Genomic DNA, 19,703 nt, shown 5'->3' on the forward strand with positions numbered 1-19,703 from the left:
CATGCCCGCACCGGCGCAGACAGACCTGATCCAGGGACGCTGGTTCGACGGCCTGAGCAGCAAAGCCCGCCCTGTGATGGTGAGCCTGCGGCCCACGCCGCAGGGCCCTTCGCTGGTGCTGCACCCTCTCACGCAACCGGGCGCCGAGCCCATTGTGTTTGCATACAAGCATATTGGCTGGCCCGAAGCCTGGAACGAGCGCAAGCCCCCGCCGCGCGTGGTGGTGGACCTGCGCGACCAAGGCAGCCTGGAGATCGACGCCGTGGCCGCGTGGCGCGCGGCACTGGCCTCGGCGGGAGACCGCCCCGGCATCGCCCAGCGCATGCAGACCCGCTGGGCCGTGCTGCTGGGCGTAACAGCCGCAGCGGTCATCGGCCTTGGCTTGTTCTACCGCTATGGCACCCCCTGGGCCGCCACGCAGCTCACGCGCTTTGTGCCTCTGTCGTGGGAGACCAGCGTGGCCGAAAACGTGCTGCGGCAGATGGACGACGGCACCCTCAAACCCAGCGAGCTGCCCCAGGCGCGCCAGGACGAACTCAAAGCCCGCTTCGACGCCCTGGTGCAGCAAACCCCTGACACCTTGCACCGCTACAACGGTTACCGGCCGCCACTGAGCCTGGAGTTCCGCTCCGGCATGGGCGCCAACGCCTTTGCGCTGCCGGGAGGCAAGGTCGTGATGACCGACGGCATCGTCAAAGCCGCCGCCGAGCACCGATTGCCCGATGACGCCCTGGTCGGCGTGCTGGCCCACGAGATCGGCCACGTGGTGCACCGCCATACCACCCGCATGGTGGTGGAGCAAGGCGTGCTCAACATGGGCTTGGGGCTGGCATTGGGAGATGTATCGGGCATCGTGTCCACCGGCGCGTCGGTGCTCACCGGCCTGGCCTACAGCCGCAGCCACGAACGTGAAGCCGACTGCTACGCCATCGCCCTCATGCGCCACACGGCGCTGCCCACCGCGCCCATGGGCCAGCTACTGCTGGCCATTGCGCACGATGAAGAGGAAGAAGCGGAAGCAGAGAACAAAAAGAAGAAGGCAGAAAAGTCGAGCCCGGACACAGGCGTTGCATCCACGCCCGACCCCGGCGCTAGCAGCTCCGAGCGCGTGCGCCAGCGCAAAAAGGCCGAAGAGGTGACGTCGCACCCTGTTTGGTCACTGCTCAGCAGCCACCCCGACACCGTGGCACGGGCCAGCGAGCTGGAAAAGGGGCATGCGCCGCATTGCGGCAAGGGCTGAGCAACTGCTGGCACACGGGTGTACGCAGAGCCTCTACGCCGTTAAAGCCTGGTTACCCCAGAAAACACAACGTAACAGCCGTTGGGTTCTCCAGCAAGAAAATGGCGGGACCTCTTGTCGATGCGATCTTGGGCACTAAAGGCGCCCCCCTTCCAGCGCAGCAAGATTTCTTACTCTTACATTCAACCAACTCAATGAGCACGACACTCACCGCACTACAAGCGTATGTTGGCAAACCCATTTCAGACATTTGCTCCAATGGATTTTCCTCGTCTAACCAAAATCATTGCGCACATTTTGTAAGTCACGCACTAGGCATCAAGCTGGGAATGCTGTGTGGCGACATGGCATTCAAGACCAAGAAGACGGGTGCCTCCATACGCTGCGATGAGCTTTACAACAGACTGCCGCAACGGGGCAAATGGGAAGACAAGCCCGCCATGACGGACGGGCTCTTGATCTTCGTCCTTTCCGCCAAGAATGTGGTCAACAACTTGATGGCACCCGTGCCACAAAAGCATGTGGGGATTCATTACGGAGGCATGGTGTTCAACTTCTCCAACAGCCAAAGCAAGGTGGTGGCCGACAACTCCGTCGAAGCCTTTCACAGCAAATTCAAAAGCGCATATGCTGGCAGCGATATTTCTTTGTACTTCGGAGTGGCCCCGTGATGCGGCAATTGCGCGCACTCGGTGCGGCCGTCCTGCTTGGCGGCGTATTGATTGGGCCTGTCTTCGGCGAAACGGCGTCGTCTGCCGCCAGCAGTTCCGCCGACCCGGTGGCTACGCAGCAGGCACTGCGAGCCTTGTTTGCCGCCGCCAACGACGCCATTCCAGCGGCATCCTCCTGCCATGCCAATTTCGGTCAATCAGGCCGGGCCAAAGTCAAGGACCTTCTGGCCATGAGAATGGCCTACCTCTATGCGGGTGACAATGTGATCAAGGGAAATTGCAATAAAGCGCAATGCACGCTTTCGATCAATCACGCAGCGGGGGAGGATGTAGCTTCTGCGGCTATCTCGTTCAGCGTCATTGCGGGGAAGGCGCGGGCATCTTCACTTCAGTGCGTCATCACTCCGTGAGGGCAGAGCTGTCAAAGCCAGGCAATAAAGCACAACATAGGCATGTCAAGAGTTGAGGGATTCGCTTGCTTCCCTCCAACGTCGCCTTGCGCCTTTAAAAGCCGCAGCCGCAACCGATGCGGCGCCGCCTAGAAGCAGCATCATTTGCGCAGCGCTGCGACCGAAGATTCTGAGCCCAGCAAGCGCAATTTGGGCTATCTGCAATGCGGATACTGAGACACCTTACTCGGTGCGATTGGCGATAGGAAACGGCAGCGATTCGTCGAATCCAGGGTTTGATTCAACGATGAAAAGTGTGAAGCGCGCCGATAAGCCGGATTCTGTGCACTGCGGTTGCCCGCAATGTGACCGCCATTAATCTGGGCCGGGTGTCGCCACCACGGCTCGGTGCTACCTACCCGCCAGCTCTGCGGAACCACATCAACGCTGGCCTACTTGGTATTGCTGCGCGTAGAGATTGCCCGTTTCACCCCGAGCGGCCTTGCCCGCTCGGGGCGACTGTTCGACCCGGCTTTCGCCGGGTTCGGACAGCTCTCGCTGTCCTCTCGCCAGCTTCCGCTGGCGCCTCACAGAACACTCCGTGGCAGGTAGTTTCCACCCGGACTCGTCTCTGTTGCTCTGATCCTCACCTCACGGTGGGCAGCCGTTAGCTGCTACGCTGTCCTGTGCAGTCCGGACGTTCCTCCAGTGCCTGGTTTCCCAGATTGCACCAGCGGCGGTCTGGCGTGCTTCACGGGGCTGATTATCCTGCACTTGGCAATGCCACGCCGCCTTCGTACATCACACGGTGCGCCTCCGTGGGCAACGGAGCTTCCCATCGATGCAACATGCGCAGCAGCGCGGCATTGGTCAGCGTGGTGTCGCGGTGCTGGTTGCGACGCAGCAGTTCGGGCAAGGGCTGCTCCAGATGCACGATGTCCACCTGCGCGTGGTAGGCATACAGCAGGTCCAGCGTCTTGTCGCGAATGCTGTGCGAGAGGTGGGTGGCATTCCATACGAACGGGGCCTGCGCGCGCAGCAGGGCGCGCGCCTGGTCCCAGACTTGGTGAGCCACCTTGCCTTCGTTGTCGCCATGGGCCAGGCCCAGGGCCTCGCGGGCATCGTCAAACGACACCACAGGAAGGTCTGGTCGGTGCTTGTCCACCCAATGATTCTTGCCCGATGCGGGCAGGCCGCACATCACCGTGACACGCGATCCCGGCTGCGGGTGCAGCGGCTCATCCGGGTACAGGCGCGTGCCACGGAAGTACTGCAGCGCTGTGTGGGCGTCTGCAAAGTGTCGCGGACAATCCCACGCACCCTCCTCGCGCACCAGCTCCTCCAGCAAAAGCAAGTCGTCCAGGTGGCTCGCCTGGTCCTGGCAGACGCGCCCGCGCATGTCGGCACGGGCCACTGCCAGTAGCTCAGACCAGCACAGTTCCCACGACAGCTTGCGCACCACGTACTCCGGCGGAGTTCCCCGGTGCGAATGCCACACGAAGAACGGCTGCTGGTGCACCGCGATCAGACGACAGATGGCCTCGCGCAGCGCCCACGGGCAGCCACTGAGCCAGAGCAGCACGCGCGCATCCACCGCGCCACGCTGGGAGTGACCGGGCTGGCGGATGCGGCCCGTGGCCTCGTCCACCACCGTGGTGGCGGGCTTGGCAATGTCGTGCAGCAGTGCGGCCATGAACATCACCCACTGCCGATCTGGCAGGGCCTGCTGGAACGTAGCGTCGTCGCGCAGGCAGGCGATCACCCAGCGGGTGTGGGTGCCAACATCGCCTTCTGCGTGGTGCACAGGGTCCTGCGGCGTGGTGTCGAGCGCGCGCAGAGCCTCAATGGCTTCACAACACAATGCCCAGTCCAGCTCTTGTCCGGGCAGGGGCAAAAGCTTGCACAAGGTCGCATAGGGCGCCACGCGCATCATCAACGGCGCCATGGGGCACCTCCTTTCCTTTGGGGGCGCGCATTCGCTGCGCCATCGGCATGGCGGGTTTGCAAAGCGTCCAAACCGTACAAACATTGAGCCCCCAGGTCTGCCCAGTTGCAGCGCAGCTGCGGGGCATAAAGATCCACACCGGGAGCCAGGCCGTTGGGCACGATGGGGCGCTCGCTGTGGTGCGATCCCGAATCCAGTATGTGCTGCACAAAGTCAGCGCGCACCAGTTTGAAACGCGCCAGCACCTGGTGCTCGTCCTCCAGCTTCACATACAGCCCCTCGGCCAACGTCGAGGGGTCGCTCTGCTGGCGGCACAGCGCATGCGGCAACGCCAGGCGCTCGATGGTTGTGTCCAGGGCCTCGCTCCAACGCGGTGTGCGCGCCAGCGAAGGGCCGACCAGCGACCACAGCCAATCGGCGCGCTGGGGCATGGGGCCTTCGTACAGCACGGGCACCGATACCACCGGCAGGCCTGCCAGCACAGCATGTCGCCGCGAGGTGGACAGAAAGCACTGCTCCATGCGGTCCCACACATCGAACTCCAGCAGGTAATGCGGGAGCCGGTCGTAGAACATGGCGTGCTTGGCAAACATCCATTCACCGTACAGCACATAGCGGTCTTGCAGACAGGCCAGCAGCGCGGCTTCATGCGCTCGGGCCCACGGATGCAAGGCTGCGAACTGACGCTCGCGCGCCCCGCCCAGCAAGTAGTGGCCACGGGACTGCAGGCACAGCTCGCCGCCCTCGGTGAACGAAATGGCGCAGTTGGCACCATCCATCTTTTCTTCGATGACGGCGTGGCGCCCCGCCAGCGGCGCGAGCGGCTGCACATCGGGTGCATCGCCCGCCTGTTGGCGAGATCCTTCCAGATGGGGGGTGCGCGGGTAGCGCAGGATGGGCAGCGAAAGTTGTGCTGCCACAGGGGTATTCGAGAGCGTTTTCGCCATGGCGCGCTCCTCCTTACAAGTCAGGTCTGATCGGAATGCAACCCGTGCATGCGGGTTCTCAGACGCAGGGCGAACCGCCGCGCGCAGAGACAGAACGAAGCGGCGCCCACAGGGCACCACCACGGGTTGCAAAAAACGAAGAAGCCCGACCACGTGATCTTGGGCGAGCGCAACCGCGCACCAGGAGGCGCGGAGCGAGGCTGGCAGGCGACATGCCTCTGCAGCGCTGAAGACGGGACCGGTCGATCATGGCATCGACGGGTACAGCCCAGGGGTGCAGGTCAGAGGTTGCCGGCGCGCGGCTTCAGCAAGCGATGAAGAAGAAGGTGTGCATGGAAACTCCTGGCGCCATGGTTCGGCGCGATATGCAAGTCTTGAGGAGTGCTCGCCATGGTGAACATCGTAGTCTGGCAAGGGGCGCGATGCTACCGGCGGAGCCACACGCAGGTCAATCCGCGCTGTGCGCGGAATGCAACACTGGCGCACGTCCACTCAACACTGTACGGCCCGCTCCCAATCCAGACCAAACCGCGCCAGGTACTTGCGCAGCCGGTCTGCATCGTTGACCACCGTGCGCTGCGTGCGCGAGGCCTGGAACAGCAGGCGCCCGGCATCCGACAGCGTGCGCGACTGGCGGCAGACCTGCAGCACGGCCGCCAGTTGGAGTTGGTCGAAGAGGTCGATGGATTCCACCGCCTCGTCGCCCAGCAGGGACGCGAGTTCGTCGCGTCCCACCGTCCCTGCGGCGGGAGCCAGACCGTGGCGCGCATCGCTCGCGGGCTGCCACAGCCAGCGCAGGCGGGCGATCTCGGCCTCCACCAGCGGCAGGCCGATGCGGCCGCTATCGGCCAGTGTGGCCAGGCGCGTAACACTGGCCGACAGGTCGCGGAAGTTGCCCGTCCACAGCGCTTCGGGCGACTGGGCGTAGCGCAGGTAGGCGGTGCGCGCCTCGTTGGAAAAGCGCACGCTGCGGCCCAGCTCTTCGCCCGCGCGCTGCAGCAGATGGTCCACATTGGGCTCGATGTCCTCGGGCCGCTGCGCAAGGCCAGGCAGCACATAGCTCCAGAGGTTGATGCGCGCGAACAGGTCTTCACGAAAGCGCCCGGCCGCCACCTCGGTGCGCAGGTCGCGGTTGGTGCCCGCCACCAACTGGAAGTCGCTCTCCACTTCGCGGTCGCTGCCCAGGGGGTAGAAGCGCTTTTCCTCCACCGCCTTGAGCAGCATGGCCTGCTCGTCGGGGCCCAGCTCACCGATTTCGTCGAGGAACAGCACGCCCTTGTGCGCGGTGCGCAGCAGGCCCGCGCGGTCGGCCGCCGCGCCGGTGAAGGAGCCCTTTTTGTGGCCGAACAGCGTGGACGCCGCGCCGTCGCCATGCAGCGTGGCGCAGTTCACTTCCACGAACTCACCCTCGACCTGGTGACGGGATTTTTTCAGCTCATACATGCGCCGCGCCAGGTGCGACTTGCCTGCGCCCGTGGGCCCGGTGAACAGGATGGGCGCGCGCGAGCGCACTGCCACCCGCTCCACCTCGTCGATCAGCGCGTTGAAGCGCGCATTGCGCGTGGCAATGCCGCTTTTGAGGAACTGCACCGCATCCTGCTGCTCGGCGCCAAAGCGCTGCGCGATCACGTCGTAGCGCGAGAGGTCCAGGTCGATCAGCGTGTAGCTGCCCGGGTCACCCATCTGCTGGCGCTTGGGCGGTGAGGTCTGCACCAGCACACCCGGAATACGGCGCGATTCCACCAGCAAAAAAAGGCAGATCTGCGCGACGTGGGTACCGGTGGTGATGTGGGTCCAGTACTCCTCGCGTTCGGTGTCAAAGCGGTAGGCCTGCGTCCAGTCGTACAGCTGGGCGTAGACCTCGCCAAAGTCCCACGGGTCGGCAATGGGCAGCGGCACCAGGTTCACCGTGGTCTCGGGCGAGGCGGTGGCCATGTCCGTGCGCACCTGGTGGGCCAGCTCGCGGTGCGGCGGGGTGTAGAGCAGCTCCAGCCGCTCGATCACAACGTCCTCATGCTGCACCAGGGATACGGAGGGGCGCCATTTCTCCCACCGCCCTGCCCCCTTGCCGGAGTCGAGCTGGGTGCCCAGGAACCCGATGACTACCTTGATTTTGCGCATGGATTTTTATCTATTTAACTAGCATTCATTCTAGTTACTCTCAAATTCGCAGATCCAATCAGTTTCATTGTTCAGGAAGTATTCATATACAAATCAACAACTTGCGCTCACCCGAAACCTCGCATTGCAAGCTGGCACGCATCTGGCAATAGAAGAAGCATCCAGCGCAAGCGGTGATCGCTCACAGGCCGGGGTTAGGACAGCCGTTCGCCCCACCGGTGCCGGGCATCCGGGGCCTTCGGGTTCTGTCGATGTCCTGCATGCCGCACATCGCCAACGCTGGGTAGCGGCACGGTCGTGGTGATCACTCCGAAAGGAAGTGTCTGGTTCAACTCCAGGCGTGCCACCACTGGTAGCTCAGTCTGGTAGAGCCCCGCCGAAAGGCGGTTGTCGCAGGTTCGATTCCTGCCCACGGTCGCAAGACCTTGATTGGAAGTACCGGTCGAAAGACCACCCGCCGAACGCGGGGAGAGGCCCCGAGGTTGCGCAGCGACTGCAAGGGATTCACCCCGTCAGCCGGTGGCGGTTTGTGCCAGCACCCGGCACAGCCCGCGCCCGCAGCCAGCCGCGCTGTCGCCCTTCCCTTTGGGATGAGGCGCAACCACGGCGCACTGCACGGCCCAGGCTGCGCCCCCTGGCACCCCGCCATCGCTGTAACGGCCACCCGATACGACAACGAAGAAGAGAGAGAGGAAAAAGAGATGTTGCTGAAACTGTTCCAACGCACCACCGTCAAGAAGAACGAACGCGCCCTGCTGCTGCGCAATGGCAGCTTCGAGCGCGTGCTGCACAGCGGCACCTACTGGCTGTTTGCAGGCACCGACCAGCTCCGCGTGGAGACCTTCGCGCTGGAGCAACCCGCCTTCACCCACGGCTTGGCCGAGTACCTGATGGCGCAGGAGCCTGCCGTCGTGGCCGCCGAATTCGTGCAAGTGAACCTCTCGGAAACCGAGGTGGGCCTGCGCAGCGAGAACGGCGTGCTGGTGGAGGTCCTGCCCCCTGGCACGCGCCGCCTGTACTGGAAAGGCCTGGTGGAGGTGACCGTGCAGGTCGTGGACCTGCGCAACGGCGCCGAGCTGCCCGCCGACCTGGTGGCCCGCCTGACGCAGACCCAACTGCGCCAGCGCGCGGTCACGGGCCTGAATGGCGTGCTGCAGGTGCAAGTGCCGCAAGGCCAGTGCGCACTGCTGACGGTGGACGGCAAGGTGGAGCGCCTGCTGACCGCGGGCACCTACGCCTTCTGGAAGTACGGCCGCACTGTCGCTGTGGAGCTGGTGGACCTGCGCCTGCAAGCCGTGGAGGTATCGGGCCAGGACATCATGACCCGTGACAAGGTGAGCCTGCGCCTGAACCTGAGCGCCACCTACCGCTACACCGATGTGCTGCGCGCCTTTGCCCAGTTGCAGAAGCCTGCCGACCACCTGTACCGCGAGCTGCAGTTTGCGCTGCGCGCCGCCGTGGGCACCCGCACGCTCGATGAGCTGCTGGAGAACAAGACGGTGATCGACGAGGTGGTGACTGCACACATGGCCGCCAAGCTGTTGCCTTACGGCATGCAGCTGGAGAGCGTGGGCGTGAAGGACATCGTGCTGCCCGGCGAGATGAAGACCATCCTGACCCAGGTGGTGCAAGCCCAGAAGCAGGCCGAAGCCAACGTGATCCGCCGCCGCGAGGAAACCGCCGCCACGCGCTCGCTGCTCAACACCGCCAAGGTGATGGAGGACAACCCCGTCGCCCTGCGCATGAAGGAGCTGGAGACGCTGGAACGTGTGGCCGAGCGAATCGACAAGATCTCGGTGTTCGGCGGCCTGGACCAGGTGCTGAATGGCCTGGTGAAGATGCGCTGAGCATCCACAGACAAAGAGACGAGCATGATGAAAGTGAAGAAACTGACTGCACGCGAAAGGCGCCTGGGCCGGGAAACCACCCCAGTGAGTTGCGAGTCCGTGCGACTGGACCCGGCGGTTTACGGCGCGGCCGTACGCTACCTTTTCGACCGCCCCGTGCCTGAGAAAAGCGGGCAGGAGTGGTACTGGAACATCGACGAGCCCGAGTTCGACGCCACGCCGCTGCAATGGACGCACATCCAGACCGTTTTGTTCGCCAACGCGGGCACCGACCTGGCGCCCTACAGCGACGAGCAGGTGGGGATGGGACTGAACCATGTGATGAGCAACAACGCAGGCAACATCCCGCACATGGTGAACGACCCCTCCGTGCCCCTGGCCGACGCAATGCGCATGGTGCGGGCCTTGCCCTCCTTGTGGCGCGACTGCCTAGGCCCGCGCTTGAGCACCCAGCAGAGCGCCATCGGAAGCCGAAGCGACCGCCTCTACTTCGTGAGCTACATGTGGTTTGACGTGTGGCCGTCGTTCTGGAACGCCAAGCACATCCCACAGTGGCGCGACGCGATGTGGCAGGTGTTCTGCGAGATGCTGGCCCTGCCCTGGCGTGAAGCGCAGGTCTCGGCCTTGCACGGGATCGGGCACGAGGGGGCGCGGCTGAAGAGATACGAAGAGCTGCAGGCCCACCTGGACGCCTTCATCCGCAACGTGAAAGACGACGATGAACTGAAAGACTACGCCCAGGCCGCCGCCCGCGGAATGGTCCAATGAACAACGATCAAGAAGAAAGAAAAACGAGATGAGCAAAACCTACGAACAACTCGAAATCCCGAACGGCGTGCCCGTGAAGATGTGGACGAACGGCGTGCCCGTGGAAGAAGACGCCAAAAACCAGCTGCGCAACATTGCGCGACTGCCCATCGTGTTCAAGCACGTGGCGGTGATGCCCGACGTGCATCTGGGAATCGGCGCGACCATCGGCTCGGTGGTGCCCACGCTCAAGGCCATCATCCCCGCCGCGGTGGGGGTGGACCTGGGGTGCGGAATGATGGCGTGCAAGACCACGCTCACGGCCAGCGACCTGCCGGACAACCTGTCCGGCGTGCGCGCCGCCATCGAGCGCGCCGTGCCCGTGGGGATGACCCCCAAGCGCTTTGGCCGCGACAAGGGAAGCTGGGATACGCCGCCCGCCGAAACCGACCGCGCCTGGGCCGCGCTGGTGGATGAGTTCGACGAGATTTGCGAAGCGCACCCGCGCATCAAGAACACGAACAACTACAAGCACCTGGGGACGCTGGGAACGGGTAACCACTTCATCGAGATCTGCCTGGACGAACACCAGTCCGTGTGGGTGATGCTGCACTCGGGCTCGCGCGGGGTGGGGAACGCCATCGGCACCCACTTCATCGAGCTGGCCAAGAAGGACGCCGAGATGAACCAGCGCAACCTGCCCGACAAGGACCTGGCGTATTTCGAGGAAGGCGCGCAGTACTTCGGCGACTACGTGAAGGCCGTAGGGTGGGCGCAAAAGTTTGCTGCCGCCAACCGCGAAGTGATGATGGGCCGTGTGATTGCCGCGCTGCGCAAGGTCATCACCAAGCCGTTCGAGACCCACGTGGAGGCGGTGAACTGCCACCACAACTACGTGCAGCGCGAGACGCACTTCGGGCAAGACGTGTTCGTGACCCGCAAGGGCGCGGTGAGTGCCGAGCAAGGCAAGCTGGGGATCATCCCGGGGAGCATGGGGGCCAAAAGCTTCATCGTGCGCGGAAAAGGCAACCCCGAGAGCTTCAATAGCTGCAGCCACGGCGCAGGGCGCACCATGAGCCGCACCAAGGCCAAGAAGCTGTTCACCGTGGAAGACCATATCAAGGCGACCGAAGGCGTGGAATGCCGAAAGGACGCCGACGTGATCGATGAGATCCCGATGGCGTACAAGGACATCGATGCGGTGATGGCGGCACAGCAGGACCTGGTGGAGGTGGTGTACACGCTCAAGCAGTTGGTCTGTGTAAAAGGGTAGCTCCCCTGAGCCGCTGCGCGGCTTCCCCCCAAGGGGGACGACGCCCTCGCTGCGGGGCTGCCCTTGCTTGGCGTCTCTCGCCTGGGCCGCGCCAGTTGCGAAGGACTGCGTAAATTACTACATTTTTGATAGCTTCTCACGCTTATCCATCAAGCGCTACAGCCTATTTTTATGCATACAACAGAACAACAAGAAATGCTGCGCTCCGCCCACCCGGTGGAGCCCCACATGCGCACGCAGGTGCTGGAGGCACTGCACGATATCGAAGCCCGGCACGACGTGACGGTGCTCTTCGCCTGTGAATCCGGCAGCCGCGGCTGGGGCTTTGCCTCGCCCGACAGCGACTACGACGTGCGCTTCATCTACGTGAATCGCCTGCACTGGTACCTGACCGTGGCGCCGGGCCGCGACGTGATCGAGGTGCCCATCAGCGGCGACCTCGACATCAATGGCTGGGACCTGCGCAAGGCCCTGGCCCTGCTGCGCGAGTCCAACCCCACGCTGCTCGAATGGCTGGGCTCGCCCATCGTCTACCGCGAAGAGGCGGAAACCATGGCGCGGTTCCGTGCGCTCGCGCAGCAGGTGTTCTCCAACGCCAAGGGCTGGCACCACTACGCGTCGATGGCGAAGAAGAACTTCCGCGAACACCTGCAGGCTGATGAAGTGCGGTACAAGAAGTACCTGTACGTGCTGCGCCCGCTGCTGGCCGCGCGCTGGATACGCACCCAGCCCGGCGTGCCGCCCATGCGCTTTGCCGAGCTGGCCCAGCACACGCTACACCCGGTGCAGGATGCGGCGCTGGTCGCTGAAATCAACACCCTGCTGGAGGTGAAGATGCGCGCGGGTGAGGCTGCGACCAGCCCGCGCTGGCCCGGCATCCATGCGTTCATCGAAACCGAGCTGGCACGCAACGCGGCCGAGCTCGTGCAGCCGCTACCCGTGCCGGGGCATGCCGCGCTGGATGCGCTGCTGCAGGACACGGTGCTGCGCTATGACGCCCGCGCAACCGCAGAGGTGTCGCCATGATGGAAGCGACCGCAGTTCCCCTCACCCTTGATGGCTCCACCGGCGAAGGCGGCGGCCAGATCCTGCGCACGGGGCTGGCCCTGTCCATGGTCACTGGACGGCCCCTGCACATCACGCGCATCCGCGCCGGGCGGCCCAAGCCGGGGCTGATGCGCCAGCACCTGGCCTGCGTACAGGCGGCCGTGGCCGTGTGCGGCGGGCAGGCCGTGGGGGCCGAGTTGGGCTCGCAGACGCTGCAGTTTGTGCCCGGCGCGGTGCGCGCGGGCGAGTACCGTTTTCAGATTGCCACGGCGGGCAGCTGCCTGCTGGTGCTGCAGACCGTACTGCCTGCGTTGATGCTGGCGCCAGGGGAGAGCCGCGTCGAGCTTCTGGGCGGCACGCACAACCCCCTGGCGCCGCCGTACGACTTTCTGGAGCGGGCGTTCGCGCCGCTGGTACGGCGCCTGGGCGTGGGGCTGGATCTGCAGCTCAAGCGCCGCGGCTTCTTCCCTGCCGGGGGTGGCGAGCTGGTGGCGCACATCACCCCCGCCGCCCGGCCGCTGGCGCCGGTCGATGTGCTGGAGCGCGGCCCGCTGACAAACGGCTGGGCCGAGGCCCTGGTGCCCGGCCTGGCCCGCAACATCGCCCACCGCGAACTGGAGACCCTGGGCCAGCGCATGGGCTGGACCTTTGAGGCGGGCCAGCTGCGCCAGGCAGCCGCGCGCCAGAACGAGGGGCCGGGCAATGCGCTGATCGCCACGCTGGAGTACGCGCATATCACCGAGGTGTTCTGCCAGCTGGGCAAGCGCAGCCTGTCGGCCGAGCAGGTGGCCAAGCGGCTGGCGGAGGAGATCCGCGCGTACCAGCGCAGCACCGGCGCGTTGGGCCCGCACCTGGCGGACCAGTGGATGCTGCCGCTGGCCCTGGCGGTGTGGCAGAGCGGCCAGGCGGCACGGTACACCTGCACCGAGGTGACGCCGCACACGGCCACCAACGCGCAGACGATCGCGCTGGGGCTGCCGGTGCAGGTGTTGATCACACCGGTGGAGCGCGCGATGCAGGTAGAAATCCGGCCTGCCGGCTGATTGCATCAGGCGCTTTGCAAGCCCACACCCTGGCTATATCCATATGGCCGGGGCTGTAGAACAACTGGTTCAGAATGCCCTCTTTTCCCTTTCCACCTTGCCTTCACAGGAGACGCCATGAAAGTTGAAAACATTCTGCAGACCATTGGCAACACGCCCCACGTGCGCATCAACCGCCTGTTTGGCGCGGGCGCCAATGTGTGGGTGAAGTCCGAGCGCAGCAACCCGGGCGGCTCCATCAAGGACCGCATCGCGCTGTCGATGGTGGAAGACGCCGAAAAATCCGGCGCGCTGAAGCCCGGCGGCACCATCATCGAGCCCACCAGCGGCAACACCGGCATTGGGCTGGCGCTGGTGGCCGCCGTCAAGGGCTACAAGCTGATCCTCGTGATGCCCGACAGCATGAGCATTGAGCGCCGCCGCCTGATGCTGGCCTATGGCGCGCAGTTCGACCTGACGCCGCGCGAAAAGGGCATGAAGGGCGCTATCGCCCGCGCGCAGGAGCTGCAGGCCCAGACGCCCGGCTCGTGGATTCCCCAGCAGTTCGAGAACCCCGCCAACATCGACATCCACGTGCGTACCACGGCGCAGGAGATCCTGGCGGACTTCCCCGATGGCATCGATGTGCTGATCACCGGCGTGGGCACGGGCGGCCACATCACGGGTGTGGCCCAGGTGCTGAAGGCGAAGTTCCCCCAGCTCAAGGTGTTCGCGGTGGAGCCCTCGGCCTCGCCGGTGATCTCGGGCGGGCAGCCTTCGCCCCACCCCATCCAGGGCATTGGGGCGGGCTTCATCCCCAAGAACCTGGACACCAGCCTGCTCGACGGTGTGATTCAGGTCGATGCGGAGCCCGCGCGCGAGTTTGCGCGCCGGGCCGCACGCGAAGAGGGCCTGCTGGTGGGTATCTCGTCCGGCGCCACGCTGGCCGCCATTGCGCAAAAACTTCCCGAGCTGCCCGCGGGGGCCAAGGTACTGGGTTTCAACTACGACACGGGCGAGCGCTACTTGTCGGTGGAAGGCTTTCTGCCCGCGTAACCCACCAGCGTGGCCGCGCACGGCCAACACGCTCATCGACAGCGGGGCCCAGGGGCCCCGCTTTTTTTCGTCCCCGACAGCACAAAACCACGGCCAGCCGTCCTACAGCGGCCACCCGGTGTGGCCTCAACAATCGTTTCATCCCCTGGACCGCCCCGGCGGTTGCTCGGGTCATCTACACAACGATTGCTGAATGCCTATGGCCTCCACCGCCACCGCCGCCCAGAACCCTTCCGCGACCGTCGCTACCGACGCCGAACCCATCGCGTTCAAGGTGCTCACCGTTAACGTGCATAAGGGGTTCACAACCTTTAACAGGCGGTTCATGCTGCATGAACTGCGCGATGCGGTGCGGGAGGTGGCTGCGGACCTGGTTTTTCTGCAGGAGGTGCTGGGATCGCACCACCGACATGCCAGCCGGTTTGCCAACTTTCCGCAGGTGCCGCACTACGAGTTTCTGGCCGACACGATTTGGTCGCAGTACGCCTATGGCCGCAACGCCGTGTATGACAACGGCGACCACGGCAACGCGCTGCTGTCCAAGTTTCCGATCACGCACTACGAGAACCACGACATCTCCATCAGCGGACCGGAGCGGCGCGGCATGCTGCATTGCGTGCTGCAGCCGCCAGGCCACCATCTGCCAGTCCATGCCATCTGTGTGCACCTGGGCTTGCAGGAATCGCACCGGCAGCAGCAGGTGCGGCGTGTGTGCGACCTTGTGCGCACCTTTCCTGCCGACGAGCCTGTGGTGCTCGCCGGGGACTTCAATGACTGGCGCCACCGCGCGCACGATGTACTGCGGCGTGAGGTGGGTTTGCACGAGGTGTTCGTGCAGGCCTGCGGGCGCGCGGTGCGCACCTTTCCGGCGTCCATGCCGCTGCTGGCGCTGGACCGCATCTATGTGCGCAACGCAGCCGTGCATTCGCCCCTGCAACTGCCCAAAAAGCCGTGGGACAAGCTCTCGGACCACGCGCCGTTGGCTGCGGAGATCATGCTATGAGACGACCCCATTTCCGCGCACCGCGCTCTTCCCGCTGGGTGCCGGGCAACCACTTTGAGTTGCTGGAGAATGGCGAGGAGTTCTTTCCTCGCGTGTTCGAGGCCATCGCCAACGCGCAGCGCGAGGTGGTGCTGGAGACCTTCATCCTGTTCGATGACAAGATCGGCCAGCAACTGCACGCAGCCTTGTTGTCGGCAGCGCGGCGCGGGGCGCAAGTGGACGTGCTTGTGGACGGCTTCGGGTCGCCCACCTTGCCGGAGGAGTTCATTGGGCAACTGGTGGAAGCCGGCGTGCGCTTTCGCATTTTTGACCCGGGCCACCGGGTGTTGGGCCAGCAGTTGAACCTGCTGCGCCGCATGCACCGCAAGATCGTGGTGGTGGACGGCACGCTGGGCTTTATCGGCGGCATAAACTATTCAGCCGACCATGTGGCTGACTTTGGTCCCGAGGCCAAGCAGGACTATTCGGTGGCCGTGCGCGGCCCCATCGTCGCGCAGATGCGCCAGTTTGCGCTGGACGCCGTGCTCAGTCCGCCCGAACGTCGGCGCCAGCAGCGCATGCGGCGGCGGCAGGCCCCGCAGAGGGCGGATCTGCAGAACGCGCCGCAACACGCGGGCAACGCCGATGCGATTTTTGTCACGCGCGACAACGACGTGCACACCAACGACATCGAGCGCCACTACCGCGTGGCCCTGCGCGCAGCGCGCGAGCGGGTGGTGATTGCCAACGCGTATTTCTTCCCCGGCTACCGATTCATCCGCGAAATGCGGCGCGCGGCGCGGCGCGGCGTGGACGTGCGGCTCATTCTTCAGGGCCAGCCGGACATGCCCATCGTGAAGACGGCCGCCAGCATGCTGTACGACCACCTGCTGCGTGCAGGCGTGCGCATTTATGAGTACTGCGACCGCCCGCTGCACGGCAAGGTGGCGCTGGTGGACGATGAATGGTCCACCGTGGGCTCCAGCAACCTCGACCCGCTGAGCCTGTCGCTGAACCTGGAGGCCAACGTCATCATCCGCGACCGCGCCTTCAACGCGCACCTGCACGGCCGCCTGGGCCGCCTGATGAAACACAGCTGCCGCCAGATCGAGGCCACGCCGCCCGGCTGGCTGGATGGCCTGCGTCTTGCGCGCAGCTATGTGCTGTTCCACCTGATGCGCTGGTTCCCCACCTGGGCGGGCTGGCTGCCACGCCACAAGCCGGCCATTACGGTGGTCAACCCGCCTGACGCGCCCAAGGACGCGACCGCTGCCACGTCCCGCAGCGACGGCCCGCCCCGCAGCCCTGATGGCCACGGGCCCGGAGTGGCCGCCTGAGCAAGGCAAGCGCTCGCGCGATGCAGCCCGTGCTCTACCTGCCGACTTTTTTTTGCATATGGCTGCCACCACACGCACGCACCCGGCCACCGCAAGCACGGGTGGCACGTCATCCCGCATTGCTGAACGCGGTGAGGCTGGCGTACCCACCGCCCGGGGTTGGCGCGGCATCCCCCAGCGCCCCTGGTGGCCCTGGCTTACCCGCGGCATGGCCGCTGCTTTTTTTGCCGTGGTGGCAACGCTCATCGTGCGCCAAGCGCGCACCGTGGACTGGCCCGCAGTGTGGCAGGCGCTGCAGGCCCTGCCTGCCAGCGTGCTGGCCGTTGCGGGCGTGCTGGCACTGGCCAGCCACTGCACCTATGGCACCTTTGACTTGATCGGCCGCCACTGCATCGGCCACCGCCTTTCGCGTGCCCGCACTCTGGCCATTGCGATGACGAGCTACCCCTTCACGCTGAACCTGGGCTCACTCATCGGCGGCCTGGGCGTGCGGTACCGGCTGTACGACCGCCAGGGCGTGGACCCGGGCACCATCGGCCAGGTGGTGGGCACCAGCATTCTGACCAACTGGGTGGGCTACCTGCTGCTGGCGGGCGGCCTGGTCTGGGTGTGGCAACCACCGCCCGTCGCCGGGTGGGCCGTGCAGCCGTGGCAGTGGCACTTGGGTGGCAGCCTGCTGGCCTGCGTGCCGCTGGCCTATGTGGTGCTGTGCGCTGTGCGCGGGGGCCGCCCGCTGACGTTGCACGGCCACGCATTTCCATTGCCGCACTGGCCGGTGGCCCTGTGGCAGGTGGGCATATCGGCCGCCAACTGGATGCTGATGGGCGCCGCGCTGTGGACGGTGCTGCAGGGCCAGGTCAGCTACCCGGCCGCGCTGGCCACCGTGCTGCTGGGCGCCGTGGCCGGGCTGGTGCTGCGCGTACCCGCCGGCCTGGGCGTGCTGGAGGCCGTGGGCGTGGCGCTGCTGGCCACCGCCGCGCTGGGGCAGGAAGAAGTGCTGGCCGCGCTGCTGGCCTATCGGGCGCTGTACTACTTTGGGCCGCTGGTGCTGGCTGCAGTGGCGTTTGGCGTGGCCGAGGTGCGCTGGCGCCAGCAGACGGCCGGTGATGGCCCCGACGAGCCCCCCGCCCAGGGAAATTTGGGCAAAAATGGCCTATAGCGCTTATCCATCAAGCGCTAATAGCTATCAATTTGATATCAAATGGAGTGCCTTCCTGCACACTCCGAAGCGCCCTTTCAAGCCCCCGGGTTCCGCCGGAATGCGCCACCCCGTATCATCTTGGCCCCACGCCACTGCCCTTCGCCCGATCGACACGGGCCCGCAAGCACATGATCCGACTCTCCGAAATCCGGCTGCCCTTCACCGCCGCCGAAGCCCCCGAGGCGCCCCTGCGCGCTGCTGTCACCCAAATCCTGGGCATCTCCGACGCCGACATCGCTCACCTGCACGTCTTCAAGCGCAGCTTCGATGCGCGCAAGGCCGACCTGCTGGCGGTGTACATCGTGGACATCACGCTGGCCCAGCCCGAATGCGAAGCCGCGCTGCTCGCCCAGTTTGCGAGCAACCCACACATCCAGCCCACGCCCGACATGGCTTGGCACCCCGTGGGCCAGGCGCCTGCCGACTTGCCCTTGCGCCCCGTCGTGGTGGGCTTCGGCCCCTGCGGCATCTTCGCCGCGCTGGTGCTGGCGCAAATGGGCTTCAAGCCCATCGTGCTGGAGCGCGGCAAGACCGTGCGCGAGCGCACCAAAGACACCTGGGGACTGTGGCGCAAGCGCGAGCTGCATGCCGAAAGCAACGTGCAGTTTGGCGAAGGCGGCGCAGGCACGTTCAGCGACGGCAAGCTATACAGCCAGATCAAGGACCCGCGCCACCTGGGCCGCAAAGTGATGAACGAGTTCGTCAAAGCCGGTGCGCCCGAAGAGATTTTGTACGTCGCCCACCCGCACATCGGCACCTTCAAGCTGGTGAAGGTGGTGGAGAACCTGCGCGAGCAGATCATTGCGCTGGGCGGCGAGATCCGCTTTGAGCAGCGCGTGACGGACGTGATCATCGAAGGCACCGGTGAAGCCCGCCACCTGCGCGGCCTGAAGGTGCTGAACCAGGCCACGGGCGAGACCACCGAGCTGCGTGCCGACCACGTGGTGATGGCGCTGGGCCACAGTTCGCGCGACACCTTTGCCATGCTGTACCAACGCGGCGTGGCCATGGAGGCCAAGCCGTTTTCCATCGGTTTCCGCATTGAGCACCCGCAGGGCGTGATCGACCGCGCCCGCTGGGGCCGCCACGCCGGTCACCCGCTGCTGGGCGCGGCCGACTACAAGCTGGTGCACCACGCCGCCAACGGGCGCGCGGTGTACAGCTTCTGCATGTGCCCCGGTGGCACCGTGGTGGCCGCCACCAGCGAGCCCAACCGCGTGGTGACCAACGGCATGAGCCAGTATTCGCGCAACGAGCGCAATGCCAACGCGGGCATGGTGGTGGGCATCGACCCCCGCGACTACCCGCAGCACGCGCAGGCGTTTGAAACCCACCTGGGCCAGACCTACGGCGTGGAGGCCCTGCCCGCCGGGCAGTTCCACCCCCTGTCGGGCAGCGTGCTGCAGCGCCAGCTCGAATCCAACGCCTTTGTGCTGGGCGGGCGCGACTACAGTGCGCCGGGCCAGCTGGTGGGCGAGTTCATCGCGGGCAAGCCTTCGACCCAGCTGGGCAGCGTGGAGCCCTCGTACAAGCCCGGCGTGGCCCTGGGCGATTTGCATGCCGCCCTGCCCGGCTACGCCATCGAGGCGCTGCGCGAGGCACTGCCCGTGTTCGGCCGCAAGATCAAGGGCTTTGACATGCACGACGCGGTGCTGACGGGCGTGGAGACGCGCACCTCGTCACCGCTCAAGATCGGACGCGGCGACAACCTGCAAAGCCTGAACACGCCGGGCCTGTACCCGGCGGGCGAAGGCGCAAGCTATGCGGGCGGCATTCTGTCGGCGGGCGTGGATGGCATCAAGGTGGGCGAGGCTGTGGCACGCAGCCTGCTCGGCGTGGCGGGCTGATCTGTCCCGTTGCGGAGCAGGCCAGCGTGCC

At 65.4% G+C, this 19,703-nt stretch carries 16 protein-coding genes, 1 tRNA gene and 1 other RNA gene; 14 read left to right on the forward strand and 4 right to left on the reverse strand.

From position 1 onward, the window contains the following. Position 1 precedes the first annotated feature (1 nt). The 3 genes from ACK4HJ_RS12205 (at position 2) to ACK4HJ_RS12215 (ending at position 2,321) form a co-directional block, all read left to right on the forward strand. On the forward strand, positions 2-1,240 hold the full coding sequence (locus ACK4HJ_RS12205) for a M48 family metallopeptidase (protein WP_409831846.1): 1,239 nt from the start codon (positions 2-4) through the stop codon (positions 1,238-1,240). A gap of 194 nt (positions 1,241-1,434) precedes the next feature. Then, on the forward strand, positions 1,435-1,911 hold the full coding sequence (locus tag ACK4HJ_RS12210) for a hypothetical protein (RefSeq protein WP_409831715.1): 477 nt from the start codon (positions 1,435-1,437) through the stop codon (positions 1,909-1,911). After that, positions 1,908-2,321 (forward strand): hypothetical protein, encoded by a 414-nt coding sequence (locus tag ACK4HJ_RS12215; protein ID WP_409831717.1) that lies wholly within the window; start codon positions 1,908-1,910, stop codon positions 2,319-2,321. Before ACK4HJ_RS12210 ends, ACK4HJ_RS12215 begins: the two co-directional genes overlap by 4 nt. Positions 2,322-2,614: 293 nt before the next feature. Here ACK4HJ_RS12215 and rnpB read toward each other — a convergent pair. The 4 genes from rnpB to rtcR form a co-directional block, all read right to left on the reverse strand. Beyond that, positions 2,615-3,053: RNase P RNA component class A (gene rnpB, locus ACK4HJ_RS12220), an RNA gene on the reverse strand. A gap of 10 nt (positions 3,054-3,063) precedes the next feature. Then, a complete protein-coding gene (locus ACK4HJ_RS12225; RefSeq protein ID WP_409831719.1) occupies positions 3,064-4,245 on the reverse strand; it encodes an AAA family ATPase in 1,182 nt (393 codons plus the stop codon). Continuing rightward, the gene (locus tag ACK4HJ_RS12230) at positions 4,233-5,192 is read right to left on the reverse strand and encodes an RNA ligase family protein (RefSeq protein WP_409831722.1); all 960 of its coding nucleotides are present in this window, start codon (positions 5,190-5,192) and stop codon (positions 4,233-4,235) included. Before ACK4HJ_RS12230 ends, ACK4HJ_RS12225 begins: the two co-directional genes overlap by 13 nt. 492 nt (positions 5,193-5,684) lie before the next feature. Next, positions 5,685-7,313 (reverse strand): RNA repair transcriptional activator RtcR, encoded by a 1,629-nt coding sequence (rtcR, locus tag ACK4HJ_RS12235; RefSeq protein WP_409831724.1) that lies wholly within the window; start codon positions 7,311-7,313, stop codon positions 5,685-5,687. Between the two features lie 345 nt (positions 7,314-7,658). Here rtcR and ACK4HJ_RS12240 point away from each other — a divergent pair. The 11 genes from ACK4HJ_RS12240 to ACK4HJ_RS12290 all read left to right on the forward strand — a co-directional run bounded on the left by ACK4HJ_RS12240 (position 7,659) and on the right by ACK4HJ_RS12290 (position 19,672). Next, positions 7,659-7,731: transfer RNA gene (locus ACK4HJ_RS12240), tRNA-OTHER, on the forward strand. A 286-nt stretch (positions 7,732-8,017) separates the two neighbouring features. Continuing rightward, positions 8,018-9,160 (forward strand): slipin family protein, encoded by a 1,143-nt coding sequence (locus tag ACK4HJ_RS12245; protein WP_409831849.1) that lies wholly within the window; start codon positions 8,018-8,020, stop codon positions 9,158-9,160. A 27-nt stretch (positions 9,161-9,187) separates the two neighbouring features. Beyond that, positions 9,188-9,928: a hypothetical protein gene (locus tag ACK4HJ_RS12250; RefSeq protein WP_409831726.1), complete on the forward strand. Its 741-nt coding sequence runs from the start codon at positions 9,188-9,190 to the stop codon at positions 9,926-9,928. A 28-nt stretch (positions 9,929-9,956) separates the two neighbouring features. Then, positions 9,957-11,180 (forward strand): RtcB family protein, encoded by a 1,224-nt coding sequence (locus tag ACK4HJ_RS12255; RefSeq protein ID WP_409831729.1) that lies wholly within the window; start codon positions 9,957-9,959, stop codon positions 11,178-11,180. A gap of 195 nt (positions 11,181-11,375) precedes the next feature. Further along, entirely contained in the window at positions 11,376-12,206 is an 831-nt protein-coding gene (locus ACK4HJ_RS12260; protein ID WP_409831731.1) for a nucleotidyltransferase domain-containing protein, read from the forward strand. Continuing rightward, complete coding sequence (gene rtcA, locus ACK4HJ_RS12265; RefSeq protein ID WP_409831733.1) at positions 12,203-13,270, forward strand: RNA 3'-terminal phosphate cyclase; 1,068 nt, start codon at positions 12,203-12,205, stop codon at positions 13,268-13,270. Before ACK4HJ_RS12260 ends, rtcA begins: the two co-directional genes overlap by 4 nt. Positions 13,271-13,387: 117 nt before the next feature. Then, positions 13,388-14,305 carry a cysteine synthase A gene (cysK, locus tag ACK4HJ_RS12270; RefSeq protein WP_409831735.1) on the forward strand — a complete coding sequence of 306 codons (918 nt, stop codon included), beginning with the start codon at positions 13,388-13,390 and terminating at the stop codon, positions 14,303-14,305. A gap of 199 nt (positions 14,306-14,504) precedes the next feature. Next, the gene (locus tag ACK4HJ_RS12275; RefSeq protein ID WP_409831738.1) at positions 14,505-15,308 is read left to right on the forward strand and encodes an endonuclease/exonuclease/phosphatase family protein; all 804 of its coding nucleotides are present in this window, start codon (positions 14,505-14,507) and stop codon (positions 15,306-15,308) included. Beyond that, on the forward strand, positions 15,305-16,624 hold the full coding sequence (gene clsB / locus ACK4HJ_RS12280) for a cardiolipin synthase ClsB (protein WP_409831741.1): 1,320 nt from the start codon (positions 15,305-15,307) through the stop codon (positions 16,622-16,624). Before ACK4HJ_RS12275 ends, clsB begins: the two co-directional genes overlap by 4 nt. 58 nt (positions 16,625-16,682) lie before the next feature. Then, positions 16,683-17,783, forward strand: coding sequence for a YbhN family protein (locus tag ACK4HJ_RS12285; protein ID WP_409831744.1), 1,101 nt, complete (start codon positions 16,683-16,685; stop codon positions 17,781-17,783). Positions 17,784-17,953: 170 nt separating this feature from the next. After that, complete coding sequence (locus tag ACK4HJ_RS12290; RefSeq protein ID WP_409831746.1) at positions 17,954-19,672, forward strand: NAD(P)/FAD-dependent oxidoreductase; 1,719 nt, start codon at positions 17,954-17,956, stop codon at positions 19,670-19,672. Positions 19,673-19,703 lie beyond the last annotated feature (31 nt).

This window comes from Acidovorax sp. (genome assembly GCF_046294525.1).
In the GTDB taxonomy this organism is placed as follows: domain Bacteria; phylum Pseudomonadota; class Gammaproteobacteria; order Burkholderiales; family Burkholderiaceae_C; genus Acidovorax.